Consider the following 15229-nt stretch of genomic DNA (forward strand, 5'->3'; position numbering starts at 1 on the left):
GTTCATGGGCGGGCAAGGGACGAGCTCCCGGGCCCGCCCTTCGTTCTGCGCCGGAGTCGACCGCCGAGTCGTGATTCACTGCCCCGGACGGCCACCAGGAGAGAACCTCGAAGGGATCCCACCCGTGCCCCATGAAATCGATCAGTCGTTCCTGGCCCTTCCCCTACGCCCCCTGGCCGACGCCGCGCTCGCCCGTGCCCGGTCGCTGGGGGCCGAGCACGCGGACTTCCGGTTCGAGCGGGTGCGCAGTGCCGCCTGGCGGTTGCGTGACGGCAAGCCCTCCGGGTCCTCGGACACCACCGACCTGGGGTATGCCGTACGGGTCGTGCACGGCGGGACCTGGGGGTTCGCCTCCGGGGTCGATCTGACCCCGGACGCCGCCGCCAAGGTCGCCTCGCAGGCGGTGGCGATGGCCAAGCTGTCGGCGCAGGTGATCAAGGCCGCAGGGTCGGACGAACGGGTGGAGCTGGCGGACGAGCCGGTGCACTCCGAGAAGACCTGGGTGTCCTCGTACGAGATCGACCCCTTCACGGTGCCCGACAAGGAGAAGACGGGGCTGCTGGCGGACTGGAGCGGGCGGCTGCTCGCGGCGGACGGGGTCAACCATGTGGACGCCTCGCTGCTGACCGTCCATGAGAACAAGTTCTATGCCGACACCGCCGGGACCGTGACCACCCAGCAGCGCGTCCGGCTGCATCCGCAGCTCACCGCGGTGTCGGTGGACGAGTCCACCGGTGAGTTCGACTCGATGCGCACACTGGCGCCTCCGGTCGGACGCGGCTGGGAGTATCTGACCGGTACCGGCTGGGACTGGGACAGCGAGCTGGAGCAGATCCCCGGGCTGCTGGCCGAGAAGATGCGCGCGCCGAGCGTGGAGGCGGGGGTGTACGACCTGGTGGTCGACCCGTCCAATCTGTGGCTGACCATCCATGAGTCCATCGGGCACGCCACCGAGCTGGACCGGGCGCTCGGCTACGAGGCCGCCTACGCCGGCACCTCCTTCGCCACCTTCGACCGGCTGGGCAAGCTGAAGTACGGCTCCGAGCTGATGAACGTCACCGGTGACCGCACCGCCGAACACGGCCTCGCGACGATCGGGTACGACGACGAGGGCGTGGCGGGCCAGTCCTGGGACCTGGTCAAGGACGGCACCCTGGTCGGCTATCAGCTGGACCGTCGGATCGCGAAACTGACCGGGTTCGAGCGGTCCAACGGGTGCGCGTACGCCGACTCGCCCGGTCATGTGCCGGTGCAGCGCATGGCGAACGTGTCGCTGCGGCCCGATCCGGCGGGGCTCTCCACGGAGGACCTGATCGGGGGAGTCGACCGGGGCATCTATGTGGTCGGGGACCGCTCCTGGTCCATCGACATGCAGCGCTACAACTTCCAGTTCACCGGGCAACGCTTCTTCAAGATCGAGAACGGGCGGATCGCGGGCCAGCTGCGGGATGTCGCGTACCAGGCGACGACCACCGACTTCTGGGGCTCCATGACGGCCGTCGGTGGTCCGGGGACCTATGTCCTCGGGGGCGCCTTCAACTGCGGCAAGGCCCAGCCGGGCCAGGTCGCGGCCGTCTCGCACGGCTGCCCCTCGGCCCTCTTCCGGGGCGTCACCATCCTCAACACCACCCAGGAGGCCGGCCGATGAGCACCCGTACGAACAAGCCGCACGAGATCGTCGAGCGTGCCCTCGCACTGTCCCGGGCGGACGGGTGTGTGGTGATCGCGGATGAGCACTCCACCGCCAATCTGCGCTGGGCGGGCAATGCGCTGACGACGAACGGGGTCACCCGGGGGCGCACGCTCACCGTCATCGCGACCGTGGACGGCAGCGAGGGCACGGCGTCCGGGGTGGTGTCCCGCTCGGCGGTCACCGTCGACGAGTTGGAGCCGCTGGTGCGGGCAGCGGAGGCCGCCGCACGGGCCGCGGGGCCCGCCGAGGACGCCCAGCCGCTGGTGACGGGGGTGAGCGAGGCGCCGGACTTCACCGAGGCGCCCGCCGAGACCTCCTCCGCGGTGTTCGCGGACTTCGCCCCGGCGCTCGGTGAGTCGTTCGCCCGGGCGCGAGCCGGCGGGCGGGAGCTGTACGGCTTCGCCAACCATGAGCTGGTCTCCACCTATCTCGGCACGTCGACGGGGCTGCGGCTGCGGCACGACCAGCCGAACGGGACGCTGGAGCTGAACGCCAAGTCCCCGGACCGGACGCGCTCGGCATGGGCGGGGCGTTCCACCCGGGACTTCAAGGACGTCGACCCGGCGGCGCTGGACGCGGAGCTGGAGCGGCGGCTGGGCTGGGCGGAGCGCCGGATCGAGCTGCCCGCGGGACGCTATGAGACGCTGCTGCCGCCGACCGCGGTCGCGGACCTGCTGATCTACCAGATGTGGTCGGCGGCGGCCCGGAACGCGGCCGAGGGCCGTACGGTCTTCAGTCGGCCCGGCGGCGGAACGCGCGTGGGCGACAGGCTCTCCGAGCTGCCGCTGACGCTGCGCAGCGATCCCCGGGAGCCGGGTCTGGAGAGCGCGCCCTTCACCATCGCGCACTCCTCCGGCGACGACGCGTCCGTGTTCGACAACGGGCTGCCGCTGAACGCCACCGAGTGGATCGACCGGGGCGAGCTCAGGCATCTGACGACGACCCGGCACAGCGCGGCCCTGACCGGCCTTCCGCTCGCGCCGGCGATCGGGAATCTGATCCTGGACGGCGGCACGGACCGCTCGCTGGAGGAGATGGTCGCGGACACCGGGCGCGGGCTGCTGCTGACCTGCCTCTGGTACATCCGCGAGGTCGACCCGGCGACCCTGCTGCTCACCGGGCTGACCCGGGACGGGGTGTATCTGGTCGAGAACGGCGAGGTCATCGGCGAGGTCAACAACTTCCGCTTCAACGAGTCCCCGGTCGATCTGCTGGACCGGGCCACCGAGGCGGGACGCTCGGAGAAGACCCTGCCCCGGGAGTGGGGCGACTGGTTCACCCGGGCCGCGATGCCGGCGCTGCGGGTGCCGGATTTCAATATGAGCTCCGTCAGCCAGGGCGTATAACCTCGTACTCGGCGGTCACCCGACCGCCCGAAGTTCATCCAAGGAGATCAAGACCGTGACGGACATCGTCGACGAGCTGAAGTGGCGTGGGCTGTTCGCCCTGTCCACCGACGAGGACGCCTTGCGCAAGGCGCTCGCGGACGGTCCCGTCACGTTCTATTGCGGCTTCGACCCGACCGCGCCGTCCCTGCATGTGGGGCATCTGGTGCAGGTGCTCACCGTGCGCCGGCTCCAGCAGGCCGGGCACCGGCCGCTGGCGCTGGTGGGCGGCGCGACGGGTCTGATCGGCGACCCCCGCCCCACGGCGGAGCGCACGCTGAACGACCCGGAGACGGTGGCCGGCTGGGTCGAGCGGCTGCGCGGCCAGATCGAGCCGTACCTCTCCTTCGAGGGTGAGAACGCGGCCGTGATGGTCAACAACCTGGACTGGACCGAGGGCCTGTCGGCCATCGAGTTCCTCCGGGACATCGGCAAGCACTTCCGGGTCAACAAGATGCTGACCAAGGACTCCGTGTCCCGGCGTCTGGAGTCCGCCGAGGGCATCAGCTACACGGAGTTCAGCTACCAGCTGCTTCAGGGCATGGACTTCCTCCAGCTCTACCGCAGGCACGGCTGCACGCTCCAGCAGGGCGGCAGCGACCAGTGGGGCAACCTCACGGCCGGGCTCGACCTGATCCACCGGCTGGAGCCGCACGCCGAGGTGCATGCGCTCGCCACCCCGCTGATGACCAAGGCGGACGGCACCAAGTTCGGCAAGACCGAGGGCGGGGCCGTCTGGCTGGACCCGGAGATGACGACGCCCTACGCGTTCTACCAGTTCTGGCTGAACGTGGACGACCGGGACATCTCCACCTACATGCGGATCCTGTCCTTCAAGTCCCGCGAGGAGCTGGAGGAGCTGGAGGAGCAGACCCGGCAGCGCCCCCAGGCCCGCGCCGCCCAGCGCGCGCTGGCCGAGGAGCTGACCACGCTGGTGCACGGCGCGGAGCAGACGGCCGCCGTGATCGCCGCGTCCAAGGCCCTCTTCGGTCAGGGCGAGCTCGCGGAGCTGGACGAGCGGACGCTGACCGCGGCCCTCTCCGAGGTGCCGCACATCGAGGTCACCGAGCTCGGCCAGGTCGTGGATCTGCTGGCGGAGGTCGGCCTGGTGGCCAGCAAGTCCGCCGCCCGGCGCACGGTGAAGGAGGGCGGTGCCTATGTGAACAACGTCAAGGTCACCGCCGAGGACGCCGTCCCCGTCCGGGAGGATCTGCTGCACGGCCGCTGGCTGGTGCTGCGCCGCGGCAAGAAGAACCTGGCCGCGGTCGAGGTCACCGGCGCCTGATCAGCCGGGCACCGCACCGGAGCGGGAAGGGGGCGGCGCTCCCTTCCCGCTCCGTCGTCTCCGCCCTGCCGTCAGGTCCGCCCGCCCGCCCTCAGGCCCGTTGTCGGCGGTCTTCTCTGCGATGGCCCTTCATCGCGTTGTAGATGATCTCGCCGAGGAAGACGAGGACGACCGCGGCGGCGAGCTGGAGCCCATGACGGCCCCAGTCGATGCCCCGGGTCTGCGCGATCCCGATGGAGCGGGCGATGGCGTTGCCGATGATGCCGCCGATCATGCCCATGATGGTGGTCAGCCAGAGGGGACTGTGCTGTTTGCCCGGCAGGATGAGCTTGGCCAGCAGACCCAGGATGAAACCGACGATGATCGCCCACAACCAGCCCATGGTGTGCCTCCTCCTACGGCCCGAGTGAGCAGTACGCCCAGTCTCCGATCGTCCGCCGTACGCCGCATGGCGGGTGCACCCATACGTGGTACTGCGCAGGGCGTTCCCCCAGGCGGCGGGCGCCCCGGTCTCGAAGGCGCCGGAGGCGCGGCGTAACGTGGTGATTGTCCGGGCCCCGGCCCACGGCCGGGTGCGGACCGGGTACGGGCCGGGGAGAGTCCGAGACTGGCAGGCGGGTGGTGGAATGCGATGCGGAAGCTGAGCAGTGGCGGTCATGGCCAGGTGTTCCGGATCACGGGCGCACGGCAGGGCCTCGCGGAGGATGTGCGGGGCCGGCAGCGCCGCTATGTCATCTCCATGGGTGTGCGCACCCTGTCCATGATCCTCGCGGCCACGCTGTGGAACGTGTCCCGGCCGGTCGCCATCGTCGCGCTGGTGCTGGGAGCGGCCCTCCCCTATGTCGCGGTCGTCATCGCCAACGCGGGACGGGAGAACGCTCCGTCGCTTCCGTCCACCTTTGTCACCAGCCCGTCGCGGCCGATGATCGCCCCGTCGGCGGACGACACCGCCGCACGCTCGGGCGGCACCGAGGAACAGCGGGACTCCGCGGAACCCGCCGCGGAAGCGGCTCCGGAATCCGGCCGTGAGGATGCGCCCCCGTCCGCGGCGGGCACCGGGACCCGGCCGCGCCAGAGAACCTGACCACGGAGAACGGCTCGAAGGGGCCGTCGCGCCGTGTACCAAGCCCAGGAAAAGCTGGGATCCATCCTGTTGTTCCGGTGCCGGGCGGCGGGCTACCCGTGACATACTTCGTACGCGCTCCGCATCCCCCGTCGGAGCGACGGACCGACGCCGGGCAGCTCCCCCCGTGGCTGCTCGGCGTCGCCTTTGCCGGGCGCGCTAGGGTCGTCCTGTGATGGGACCTGACCCCGATTCCCCCCTGTGTTCCGCCAAGGGCTGCCGTGCGGACGCCGTATGGGTGCTCGCCTGGAACAACCCGAAGCTGCACACGCCCGAGCGCCGCAAGACATGGCTGACCTGCGAGGAGCACCGTGAGCATCTGTCGGCGTTCCTGGGGGTGCGCGGCTTCCTCAAGGACGTGGTGAAGCTGGAGGACTGGGAGTCCCCCGGCGGTGCGGGCGCCCCCGCCGGCTGACTCATCCGCCGATCGCCGACATGGGCCGCGCCGGCTGGAGGAACCGGGGGTCGTCGAGGCCCGAGCCCGCCTTCTTGCCCCACATGGCGTGCCGCCAGATCCGGGCGATCTCCTCGTCGGCGGCGCCGGAACGCAGCGCTCCGCGCAGATCGGTCTCCTCGGTGGCGAACAGGCAGGTGCGTATCTGACCGTCGGCCGTGAGCCGGGTGCGGTCGCAGGCCGCGCAGAACGGGCGGGTGACCGAGGCGATCACCCCGACCCGGTGCGGGCCGCCGTCGACGATCCAGCGCTCGGCCGGTGCGGAGCCGCGCTCCTCGTCGGCCTCGGGGGTCAGTTCGAAGCGGGTGCGCAGGGATTCCAGGACGTCCTCGGCGGTGACCATGGACTCGCGCCGCCAGCCGTGCTGGGCATCCAGGGGCATCTGTTCGATGAAGCGCAACTCGTAGTCGTGCTCTACGGCCCAGGCGAGCAGGTCGGGGGCCTCGTCGTCGTTCAGCCCGGGCATCAGCACGGAGTTGACCTTGACCGGGGTGAGTCCCGCCTCCCGGGCGGCCCGGAGCCCGTCGAGGACGTCCCGGTGACGGTCCCGGCGGGTGAGGGTCTTGAAGACGTCGGGGCGCAGGGTGTCCAGCGAGACGTTCACCCGGTCCAGGCCCGCCGCCTTCAGGGCCGCCGCCGTACGCCCGAGACCGATGCCGTTGGTGGTGAGGGACATCCGGGGGCGGGGCCGCAGGGCGGCGACGCGCTCCACGATGCCGGTGAGACCAGGGCGCAGCAGGGGCTCGCCTCCGGTGAAGCGGACCTCCTCGATCCCGAGGGAGGTGACCGCGACGCCGATCAGCCGGACGATCTCGTCGTCCGTCAGCAGATCGGGTCTGGCCAGCCAGCGCAGCCCTTCCTCGGGCATGCAGTAGGTGCAACGGAGATTGCACCGGTCGGTCAGCGAGACCCTGAGGTCGGTGGCCACCCGGCCGTAGGTGTCGATCAGCATATGGACCCCCTCCCCGGCGCCCGGACGGACGTTCACCGTCTCCTGCGAGCCTACGTGACCCCACCGACATCGGCCCCGCCGCGCCCGCGCCCGGGGCCGAGCCCGGCGCGGTCGCGGCACGAGTATCCGGGCCGCGACCATCACCACCGGACCGGCCGACACGCGCCGGCGCCGGCCCGCGCGGGTCGACGCGGGGCGGCACGCTTCGGGCAGGGCCCCACGGGACCGAACAGGTCGGCACGGCCCGCGCCCCAAGAGCCCGGCGCGGTCGCGTCGCGGGGATCGCGACGCCACCGTCGAATGCCGGACCGGCCGACGCGCGCCGACGCGGCTCGGCGCGCGTCGGCGAGGGTCCGCAGGGGACGAGCCGGTTCGCGCCGCGACGTGGCCGACGCGGCCGGACCGGCCAACGCGCGCCGACGCAGGTCCCCGCGAGTCCGCAGGGAGCCGCGGGACGGCGACCGTCGAATGCCGGACTGGCCGACGCGCGCCGACGCGGGTCGGTGCGCGTCGGTGAGGGTCCGTAGGGGACGAGCCGGTTCGCGCCGCGTCGCGGGGATCGCGACGCGGCCGACGTGGACGGACCGGCCGGCGCGTGCCGGCGCGGGTCCCCGCGGGTCTGCGGGGACCCACGGGGCGACCGTCGGTACCGGACCGGTCGGTCAGTGTGCGCCGGTGCCGGTCAGGGAGCGGACCTCCAGTTCTGCGTACTTGCCGGCGTCCGGTTGCTCCTTCGAGAGGAGGGTGCCGAGCCAGCCGAGGAGGAAGCCGACCGGGATGGAGATCAGGCCGGGGTTCTCCAGCGGGAACCAGTGGAAGTCGACGTCCGGGAACATCGACGTCGGCTTGCCGGAGACCACCGGTGAGAACAGCACCAGGCCGACGGCGGTGACCAGGCCGCCGTAGATCGACCACAGTGCGCCCTGGGTGGTGAACCGCTTCCAGAACAGGCTGTAGAGGATCGTCGGCAGGTTGGCGGAGGCGGCGACCGCGAAGGCGAGGGCGACCAGGCCCGCCACATTGAGGTCGCGGGCGAGGGCGCCCAGGGCGATGGAGACGGCGCCGATGCCGACGGTCGCCCAGCGGGCCGCGCTCACCTCCTGCTTCTCGTCGGCCTGGCCCCGCTTGATGACGTTGGCATAGATGTCGTGCGCGAACGACGAGGAGGAGGCCAGGGTGAGCCCCGCGACCACGGCGAGGATCGTGGCGAAGGCGACCGCCGAGATGCTGGCCAGCAGGATCGCGCCCCAGCTGGAGTCGACCCCGCCCAGGTGCAGGGCGAGCAGGGGTGCCGCCGTGTTGCCCGCCTTGTTGGAGGCGATGATCTCGTCCGGCTTGATCAGCGCGGCGGCGCCGAAGCCGAGGGCGAGGGTCATCAGATAGAAGACGCCGATCAGGCCGATCGCCCAGTTCACGGACTTCCGTGCGGCCTTGGCGGTGGGCACCGTGTAGAAGCGGATCAGGATGTGCGGCAGACCGGCGGTGCCGAGGACCAGGGCGATGCCCAGGGAGATGAAGTCCAGCTTGGTGGTGCCGGTGGCGCCGTACTTCAGGCCCGGTTCCAGGAAGGCCGCGCCCTTGCCGCTGTTGGTGGCCGCCTTGCCGAGCAGGTCCGAGACGTTGAAGTTGAACTTCAGCAGCACCAGGAAGGTCAGCAGCAGGGCGCCCGCCATCAGCAGGACCGCCTTGACCATCTGCACCCAGGTGGTGCCCTTCATCCCGCCGATGGTGACGTACACGATCATCAGCACACCGACCAGGGCCACGATGGCGATCTTGCCGCCGTCGCTGGTGATACCGAGGAGCAGGGACACCAGGACGCCCGCGCCCGCCATCTGGGCCAGCAGATAGAAGATCGACACGACGATCGTGGAGGTTCCGGCCGCGGTGCGGACGGGACGCTGGCGCATCCGGTAGGCCAGCACGTCGCCCATGGTGTAGCGGCCGGAGTTGCGCAGCGGCTCGGCGACCAGGAGCAGGGCCACCAGCCAGGCGACCAGGAAGCCGATGGAGTACAGGAAACCGTCGTAGCCGAAGAGGGCGATGGCGCCCGCGATGCCGAGGAAGGACGCCGCGGACATGTAGTCGCCGGAGACCGCGAGTCCGTTCTGGAAGGCGGTGAACTGGCGGCCGCCGGCGTAGAAGTCGGCGGCGCTGCGGGTCTGGCGGCCGGCCCAGACGGTGATCACGAGGGTCGCGACGACGAACACCGCGAACAGGGTGATGATCAGCGGTCGGTGCTCGCTCGCCTCACCGGCGGCCAGGACGAGTGGCTGGCTCATGCGTCGCCCTCCATGCGGGACTTGATGGCCTCGGCCTTGGGGTCGAGGGTGGTGGCGGCGTGCCGCGAGTACCACCACGCGATCAGGAACGTGGTGAGGAACTGGGCGAGGCCGAGCACCAGGGCGACATTGATGTTGCCGAAGAGCTTGGTGCCCATGAACTCGCCGGCGTAGTTCGACAGCAGGACGTAGACCAGGTACCAGGCGATGAACGCCACGGTCAGCGGAAAGGCGAACGAGCGGTAGGAGCGGCGCAGTTCGGTGAACTCCTCGCTCTGCTGGACCGCGGTGAACTCCTCGGTGGACGGAAGGCTCTGGCCGGTCTTCGAGGGTGGCGGTGCGTCGGTTGCCACGGAGTCTCCTCGCATTGCGGGTTGCGGTGAAGGCGTCGGTCGGCGGCGTGTGGGGGTTCGCCTCGGGCAGGGCGGAACCGTGCGGCGCCGACATGACGGTGCCGCACAGTGATGTAGATCACACGACCGAGCGCGACGGTATCGCTTCGCCGCGTGATCCGGCAGGGTCCCGAGCGTCCTCGTGGCTCCTGCACAAGGTCACGGCGCCGCACGCGGACCGGTTCAACTCGTTTATTTCTTTCGTATGTCTCGCGCGAAAGTCCTTGCTCAAGTCATTGCTGACCAGGTGGTTCGCCAGATAGTTTCGGCCTGCACCACCCGCCATGTACCTGCCGGGCGCCACCGCGCCATGGCCGGTTCACGTACCCGGATGTTGTGGAGACCCCATGGCTCATCTGCGTTCCGGACGCCGTCTCACGCGTGCCGCTCCGGTTGTGCTGTCGCCGACCGCGTCGCCCGGCTTCGTGCCCGCGGCGACGTCCGCGGCGCCCCTTGCGGCGGGGGCCAGGCAGGCCGAGGGCTCGTCCACTCTCACGTATGTCGTGAACACCAGGACCGACCGGCGCACGATCTCCGACGTCCAGCGTGCGATCACCGACTTCTACGGCCCCGGCATCGTCAACGCGCTCCGCGCGGTCAAGTGACCTTCCTTTCCCGTCACTTCCACAGGCTCCCCCCACGCCTCGCATGCCCTCGCGCATGCCGTCACGCAATGGCTCAACACACTGGAGTTCTCATGAGCGCACGCCTCAGCCGGCGCACCGTCACCATTCCGCTCGGAATGGCCGTCGCCTCCGCTCTCGCCTTCCTGCCGAACGTGGCGTCCGCCACCGAGGCCGCTCCGCAGGTGTCCGCCGCGAAGAGCGCCACCACCGACGGGGACGCGCTGAGCTATGTCGTCAACGTCCGCCCCGGGCACAGCTCCGCGTCCGTGAAGAAGGCGATCACCAAGGCCGGCGGCTCGGTCGTCATCGCGTACGACCAGATCGGCGTCATCGTCGTCCACTCCTCGAAGGCCGACTTCGCCAAGAAGATACGCAAGGACAAGGGGGTCCAGTCGGCCGGCGCCACCCGGACCGCTCCGCTGTCCCCGCAGTCGACCACCGAGATGTGGGCGCCGGAGGTGCTCACCGGCGCCGAGCTGAAGGCCGCGACCGCGGCCTCCGCCGACGACCAGGAGCCGCTGCAGGGGCTGCAGTGGGACCTGCCGATGATCAAGGCCGACAAGGCGCACCAGGTCACCCTGGGCAGCTCCAAGGTCACGGTCGGCGTGATCGACACCGGTGTGGACGACACCCACCCGGACCTCGCCGCCAACTTCGACCGCAAGGCGTCCGTGAACTGTGTGTCGGGCAAGCCGAACACGGCCGACGGCGCCTGGCGGCCGAACGCGGGCGAGAGCCCGCACGGCACGCATGTCGCCGGTGAGATCGCCGCCGCGAAGAACGGCATCGGCATGGTCGGCGTCGCCCCCGGCGTGAAGGTGTCCGGCATCAAGGTGTCGACGCCCGAGGGCTGGTTCTACACCGAGGCCGTGGTGTGCGGCTTCATCTGGGCCGCCGAGCACGGTGTGGACATCACCAACAACAGCTACTACACCGACCCGTGGAACTTCAACTGCAAGGACGACCTCGACCAGAAGGCCCTGGTGGAGGCCGTGTCGCGGGCCACCAAGTACGCGGAGAAGAAGGGCACGGTCAATGTCGCGGCCGCCGGCAACGACAACTGGGACCTCGGTGGCAAGACGATCCTGGACCCGGGCAGCCCCAACGACTCCACCCCCGGCGACCGGGTGATCGACCCGAAGAAGTGCCTGGACATCCCGGCGATGCTGCCGGGCACCGTCACGGTCTCCTCGGTCGGCGCCAAGGGCATCAAGTCGTCGTTCTCCAACTACGGCCAGAACGTCGTCGACATCGCCGCGCCCGGCGGTGACTCGACCTCCTACCAGCGGCCCGACGCCCCCGCCACCAGCGGTCTGATCCTCGGCACGCTGCCGGGCGGCCAGTACGGCTACATGGCCGGCACCTCGATGGCCTCGCCGCACGTCGCCGCGGTCGCCGCGCTCATCAAGTCGACCCACCCGAACGCCAAGCCCGGCCAGATCAAGTCGCTGCTGACCAAGGGTGCCGACAAGACGGCCTGCACGACCCCGTACGACATCAACGGCGACGGTCAGATCGACGCCGTGTGCAAGGGCGGCAAGGGCCAGAACTCCTTCTACGGCGCGGGCATCGCCAACGCCCTGAACGCCGTGAAGAAGTAGCTCTCCTCTTGATCGATGCGGTCTTGATCGATGCGGTCCGCTGACGCACAGTGCGCTCATGACCGACATCGCTTTCGCGTGGTCCGCGCTGGGCGGCGATGCCGCCCTTCTCCCGCGGATCACCACCGTGGTACGGGAAGGCGTGCTTCCGGCGCGCCTTCCCGTACGGAAACTGGCCCGCACCTGTGTGGGCGCCTGCGCACTGGCCGCCGCCGAGCTGGGGGCGCTGCGGGCGGGGCTCGCCGAGGTGCCGGAGGTCCGGGTGGACGACGGGGCCGTGGCCGCCGCCTTCCACAGTGAACGGCATCTGCGGGTCGACGGCCGCGAACCCGTCACCTTCGCCCCGCTGTCGCGGTTCTGGCGCACGGCGGACGGCTGGGTGCGCACCCACGCCAACTACCCGCACCACCGGGAGCGGCTGCTGCGCGCCCTCTCCCTGACGGCGGACACCTCCGTGGAGACGGTGGCCGCCGTACTCGCGGAACGGCCGGCCGCCGAGGTCGAGGAGACCGTGTACGCGGCCGGGGGCCTCGCCGTCGCGCTGCGCACCCCTGAGGAGTGGGCCGCACATGGGCAGGGCATCGCGGTGGCCGCCCGTCCGCTGGTCGAACGGGAACGGCTGGACAGTGCACCGGCGCGGGTGCACACGCCCGTCGAGACCGCTCCTCTGCTGCCCGCCGCCGGACTGCGGGTGCTCGATCTGACCCGGGTCATCGCCGGCCCGGAGGCCACCCGCGCGCTGGCGCTGCTCGGCGCGGACGTCCTGCGGATCGACAGCCCCCTCCTGCCCGAACTCCCCGACCACCACGCCGACATGGACTTCGGCAAGCGGTCCACCACGCTGGATCTGTCGACGGCCGGGGACCGGCGCACCTTCGAGGAGCTGCTGGCCCGGACGGATGTCGTCGTCACCGGCTACCGGCCCGGGGCGCTGGACCGCTGGGGGCTCTCCCCCGAACTGCTGGCCGAGCGGCGGCCCGGCCTCGTGGTGGCGCAGCTGTCCGCCTGGGGCGCCTACGGACCCTGGGGCGGGCGACGGGCCTTCGACAGCCTGGTGCAGGTGGCCACCGGTATCGCGGTCACCGAGGGTTCGGCGGAGCGGCCGGGCGCGCTGCCCGCGCAGGCCCTCGATCACGGCACCGGGTTCCTGCTGGCGGCGGCGGTCCTGAGGGCGCTGACCGACCAGGCGCGGGAGGGCGGCAGCCGGGTCGCACGGCTGGCCCTGGCACGGACGGCACACTGGCTGACCGGCGACACCGAACCGGCCGGCGACGGCCCGCAGCCCACTGACCCCCGACTCGCCGCCCCCTGGCTCACGGAGACCGACAGCCCACTGGGCCGGCTGCGGTACGCGCTGCCCCCGGTCCGTTTCACCTCCGGCCCCACCGACTGGACCCGGCCACCGGGACGCTGGGGCCAGGACCCGGCACGGTGGGAGCCGGACGATGGCGCTTCCCGGCCGGGGCCGCCGCTCTGACGTGCATCTTTCATACAGGCTCTGCGCCCCGTGCTCGCCGAGGACGAACCCGCACGGGCTTAGAGCTCCGAACAAAAGTGGGGTCCGATCAGCGGGCGGTGTCCGGTGCATGCGATCGCAAGGCGCCGGAAGGTCCTTGTAGCGGAGCTACCAGGGCCTTCCGGCAACGCGGCGAGCGTGCGTGCCGGGCGCCGCCCGCCGGGCCCCACTTTTGTTCGGAGCTCTTAGGGCGGCCCGGGCTCCCCGGGCCGCCCACCGGGTCAGTCGAGGCCGGGCACCTTGGTGGGCAGGCCGAACCAGCTGATGGCCAGCTTCCCGACCTGCTCATCGGTCAGCGCACCCCGGAAGGCCCAGACGTCGTCGATCAGGCCGGGGAAGTACTCGCCCCAGATCCCGTCGGTCTTGGCGCGGCCGATCTGGAAGGACCCGGTCGCCTCGAAGGCGTGCGTGTTCTCGGCCCGGGAGGCCTGGTCCTGAAGTATTCCGTTGACATACAGGCGGGCCTGCTCGGCAGGTCCGTCGTAGACGACGGCCAGGTGGGTCCAGTCCCGGACGTCGTAGAACTCGCTGTTCGTCACCCGGACGACCGTCGCGTCCGCGTCGTCCCTGTCCGGCACCGCCAACTCCCAGCGGCCGCTCCCCGGGTTCGCGAGGTCCGGCACGAAGCGCACCGTGAAGGCGCTCTGGACGGCGCCCTCGGCGCTGACCAGCGCGACACTGTTCTGCGGCAGCGCGGAGGCCTGTGCCCAGGCGGTGACGGTGTAGCTGCCACTGGTGTCGATCGGTACGGACGTCGTGGCCGCGTAGCCGTCGACGCCGTCCAGTTCCAGGCTGCCGAAGTCGATGAACGCGGCATCCGACTGCCTGGCGCCGCCGTTCAGCGTGAGCGCGCTGCCTCCGGGCACGTCGTTCGGAGTGGTCACCGGGCCGGTCCCGTCGGTCTCCTCGAACATCCAGCGGCCCTCGACCTCGACCGTGCGCCCGGGCTCGGGCTCAGGCTCAGGCCCGGACTTCACCCGGAACTGGTACGTGCTGACCCCACTGGCGTTGCCCGCCCGGTCGAACGCCTGGGCGGTGATGAAGTTCGGCCCGGACTTCTCCGGCACGATCTGGATGTCCCTGGCGGCACCGGCCGACGTCGTGATCGTGTTCTTGGGGGTGGGGGCGCTGTTGATGCCGTACCAGTACGTGGTCACATCGCTGTCGGCGCCCTGGATGGTGAAGGTGCCGGGCCTGCCCACTCCGTCGTACCACGGGTCCTCAGGATCCTTCGGATCAGAGGCCGGGTAGTCCTCCGACGAGATCACCGGTGCCTTCGGAGCCTGGGTGTCGTAGGAGAAGTAACAGGCCGTCTGCTCACCCGAGGACGACCACGGCGAGTACCGGGTCCCGTCATAGGCGCGGGCGCGCCAGTGGATCTGCTGGTTCTTCGGCACATCGGCGGGCAGGTTCATCGAGAAGCTGGACCCGGACATCCTGTACGAGGTCAGTGCCGGCTTCCACCGCGGGATCACCCCCTTGCCGTCCCCGGAATCCCACGATGCCTGGAACTCGACCGCGACCCTGTCACCGTCCGGGTCGGTGACGTCGTTCGCGGAGATCTGGCCCAGGCTGCGCACATACGCAGGGTCCGACGGACCCGTGCAGGTGCCGCCGTACTCCATCGTCAGCTGCGACATCGTGATCTGCGGCGGCGGCTGGTCGGACTGCGCCGACCTCACCGCGACCGGCACAGCGGCCGCAGCCTCACCACTCCCCAGGGCCGGAACCGCTCCCGCGGCCAGCAGCACGCTCAGCAGCGCCCCGACGGCTCTGCCCCCACCCGGCAATCCGGTCCTCATTCCTGCCCCACCCCATCCACAGCGCCTTCACAGTTGTCTTCCGTAACTAAGGCCCATGGACGAACGGACGGTCAACAGGATTGAAACGGACATCAGTTGATCAAGTTCGGTAAGCGGA

General features: G+C 70.6%; 13 protein-coding genes. 8 read left to right on the forward strand and 5 right to left on the reverse strand.

From position 1 onward, the window contains the following. Positions 1–124: 124 nt before the first annotated feature. Genes CP978_RS08685 through tyrS form a run of 3 tightly spaced genes read left to right on the forward strand, consistent with a single transcriptional unit; the run spans position 125 to position 4363 of the window. Entirely contained in the window at positions 125–1648 is a 1524-nt protein-coding gene (locus tag CP978_RS08685) for a TldD/PmbA family protein (RefSeq protein WP_043439105.1), read from the forward strand. After that, entirely contained in the window at positions 1645–3039 is a 1395-nt protein-coding gene (locus CP978_RS08690) for a metallopeptidase TldD-related protein (protein ID WP_043439107.1), read from the forward strand. The genes CP978_RS08685 and CP978_RS08690 overlap by 4 nt, the downstream gene beginning before the upstream one ends. Positions 3040–3094: 55 nt before the next feature. Further along, positions 3095–4363, forward strand: coding sequence for a tyrosine--tRNA ligase (gene tyrS, locus CP978_RS08695; RefSeq protein WP_150478170.1), 1269 nt, complete (start codon positions 3095–3097; stop codon positions 4361–4363). Positions 4364–4454: 91 nt separating this feature from the next. Here the strand turns inward: tyrS and CP978_RS08700 are convergent, their stop codons facing one another. After that, positions 4455–4745, reverse strand: coding sequence for a GlsB/YeaQ/YmgE family stress response membrane protein (locus CP978_RS08700; RefSeq protein WP_043439109.1), 291 nt, complete (start codon positions 4743–4745; stop codon positions 4455–4457). Positions 4746–4994: 249 nt separating this feature from the next. On the opposite strand from CP978_RS08700, the gene CP978_RS08705 reads away from it, so the two are divergent. Together CP978_RS08705 and CP978_RS08710 are read left to right on the forward strand one after the other, a co-directional pair. Then, on the forward strand, positions 4995–5447 hold the full coding sequence (locus CP978_RS08705) for a DUF3099 domain-containing protein (RefSeq protein WP_043439112.1): 453 nt from the start codon (positions 4995–4997) through the stop codon (positions 5445–5447). 214 nt (positions 5448–5661) lie between these two features. Beyond that, a complete protein-coding gene (locus CP978_RS08710) occupies positions 5662–5901 on the forward strand; it encodes a hypothetical protein (RefSeq protein ID WP_043439113.1) in 240 nt (79 codons plus the stop codon). A gap of 1 nt (position 5902) precedes the next feature. Here CP978_RS08710 and moaA read toward each other — a convergent pair whose 3' ends face one another. The 3 genes from moaA to CP978_RS08725 all read right to left on the reverse strand — a co-directional run bounded on the left by moaA (position 5903) and on the right by CP978_RS08725 (position 9527). Next, a complete protein-coding gene (gene moaA, locus CP978_RS08715) occupies positions 5903–6892 on the reverse strand; it encodes a GTP 3',8-cyclase MoaA (protein ID WP_043448294.1) in 990 nt (329 codons plus the stop codon). A 662-nt stretch (positions 6893–7554) separates the two neighbouring features. Next, the gene (locus CP978_RS08720; protein WP_043439115.1) at positions 7555–9174 is read right to left on the reverse strand and encodes a solute symporter family protein; all 1620 of its coding nucleotides are present in this window, start codon (positions 9172–9174) and stop codon (positions 7555–7557) included. Further along, positions 9171–9527 (reverse strand): DUF485 domain-containing protein, encoded by a 357-nt coding sequence (locus CP978_RS08725; protein WP_043439117.1) that lies wholly within the window; start codon positions 9525–9527, stop codon positions 9171–9173. The genes CP978_RS08720 and CP978_RS08725 overlap by 4 nt, the downstream gene beginning before the upstream one ends. A gap of 386 nt (positions 9528–9913) precedes the next feature. Between CP978_RS08725 and CP978_RS08730 the strand changes: the two genes are divergently transcribed. The 3 genes from CP978_RS08730 (at position 9914) to CP978_RS08740 (ending at position 13270) form a co-directional block, all read left to right on the forward strand. Then, positions 9914–10171, forward strand: coding sequence for a hypothetical protein (locus CP978_RS08730; RefSeq protein WP_043439119.1), 258 nt, complete (start codon positions 9914–9916; stop codon positions 10169–10171). Positions 10172–10263: 92 nt separating this feature from the next. Then, the gene (locus CP978_RS08735; protein ID WP_043439121.1) at positions 10264–11793 is read left to right on the forward strand and encodes a S8 family peptidase; all 1530 of its coding nucleotides are present in this window, start codon (positions 10264–10266) and stop codon (positions 11791–11793) included. A gap of 58 nt (positions 11794–11851) precedes the next feature. Continuing rightward, positions 11852–13270, forward strand: coding sequence for a CoA transferase (locus CP978_RS08740; RefSeq protein ID WP_052454062.1), 1419 nt, complete (start codon positions 11852–11854; stop codon positions 13268–13270). Between the two features lie 260 nt (positions 13271–13530). Here CP978_RS08740 and CP978_RS08745 read toward each other — a convergent pair whose 3' ends face one another. Then, positions 13531–15111 carry a LamG domain-containing protein gene (locus CP978_RS08745; protein WP_079162062.1) on the reverse strand — a complete coding sequence of 527 codons (1581 nt, stop codon included), beginning with the start codon at positions 15109–15111 and terminating at the stop codon, positions 13531–13533. Between the last annotated feature and the right edge of the window lie 118 nt (positions 15112–15229).

The organism is Streptomyces nodosus (assembly GCF_008704995.1).
GTDB classification, from domain to species: Bacteria; Actinomycetota; Actinomycetes; order Streptomycetales; family Streptomycetaceae; genus Streptomyces; species Streptomyces nodosus.

Coding starts and splice junctions, on each gene's coding strand:
- CP978_RS08705 (WP_043439112.1), top strand. CDS start 4,995: ATGCGGAAGCTGAGCAGTGGCGGTCATGGCCAGGTGTTCCGGATCACG.
- CP978_RS08720 (WP_043439115.1), bottom strand. CDS start 9,174: ATGAGCCAGCCACTCGTCCTGGCCGCCGGTGAGGCGAGCGAGCACCGA.
- CP978_RS08710 (WP_043439113.1), top strand. CDS start 5,662: ATGGGACCTGACCCCGATTCCCCCCTGTGTTCCGCCAAGGGCTGCCGT.
- moaA (WP_043448294.1), bottom strand. CDS start 6,892: ATGCTGATCGACACCTACGGCCGGGTGGCCACCGACCTCAGGGTCTCG.
- CP978_RS08735 (WP_043439121.1), top strand. CDS start 10,264: ATGAGCGCACGCCTCAGCCGGCGCACCGTCACCATTCCGCTCGGAATG.
- CP978_RS08740 (WP_052454062.1), top strand. CDS start 11,852: ATGACCGACATCGCTTTCGCGTGGTCCGCGCTGGGCGGCGATGCCGCC.
- CP978_RS08730 (WP_043439119.1), top strand. CDS start 9,914: ATGGCTCATCTGCGTTCCGGACGCCGTCTCACGCGTGCCGCTCCGGTT.
- CP978_RS08700 (WP_043439109.1), bottom strand. CDS start 4,745: ATGGGCTGGTTGTGGGCGATCATCGTCGGTTTCATCCTGGGTCTGCTG.
- CP978_RS08690 (WP_043439107.1), top strand. CDS start 1,645: ATGAGCACCCGTACGAACAAGCCGCACGAGATCGTCGAGCGTGCCCTC.
- CP978_RS08745 (WP_079162062.1), bottom strand. CDS start 15,111: ATGAGGACCGGATTGCCGGGTGGGGGCAGAGCCGTCGGGGCGCTGCTG.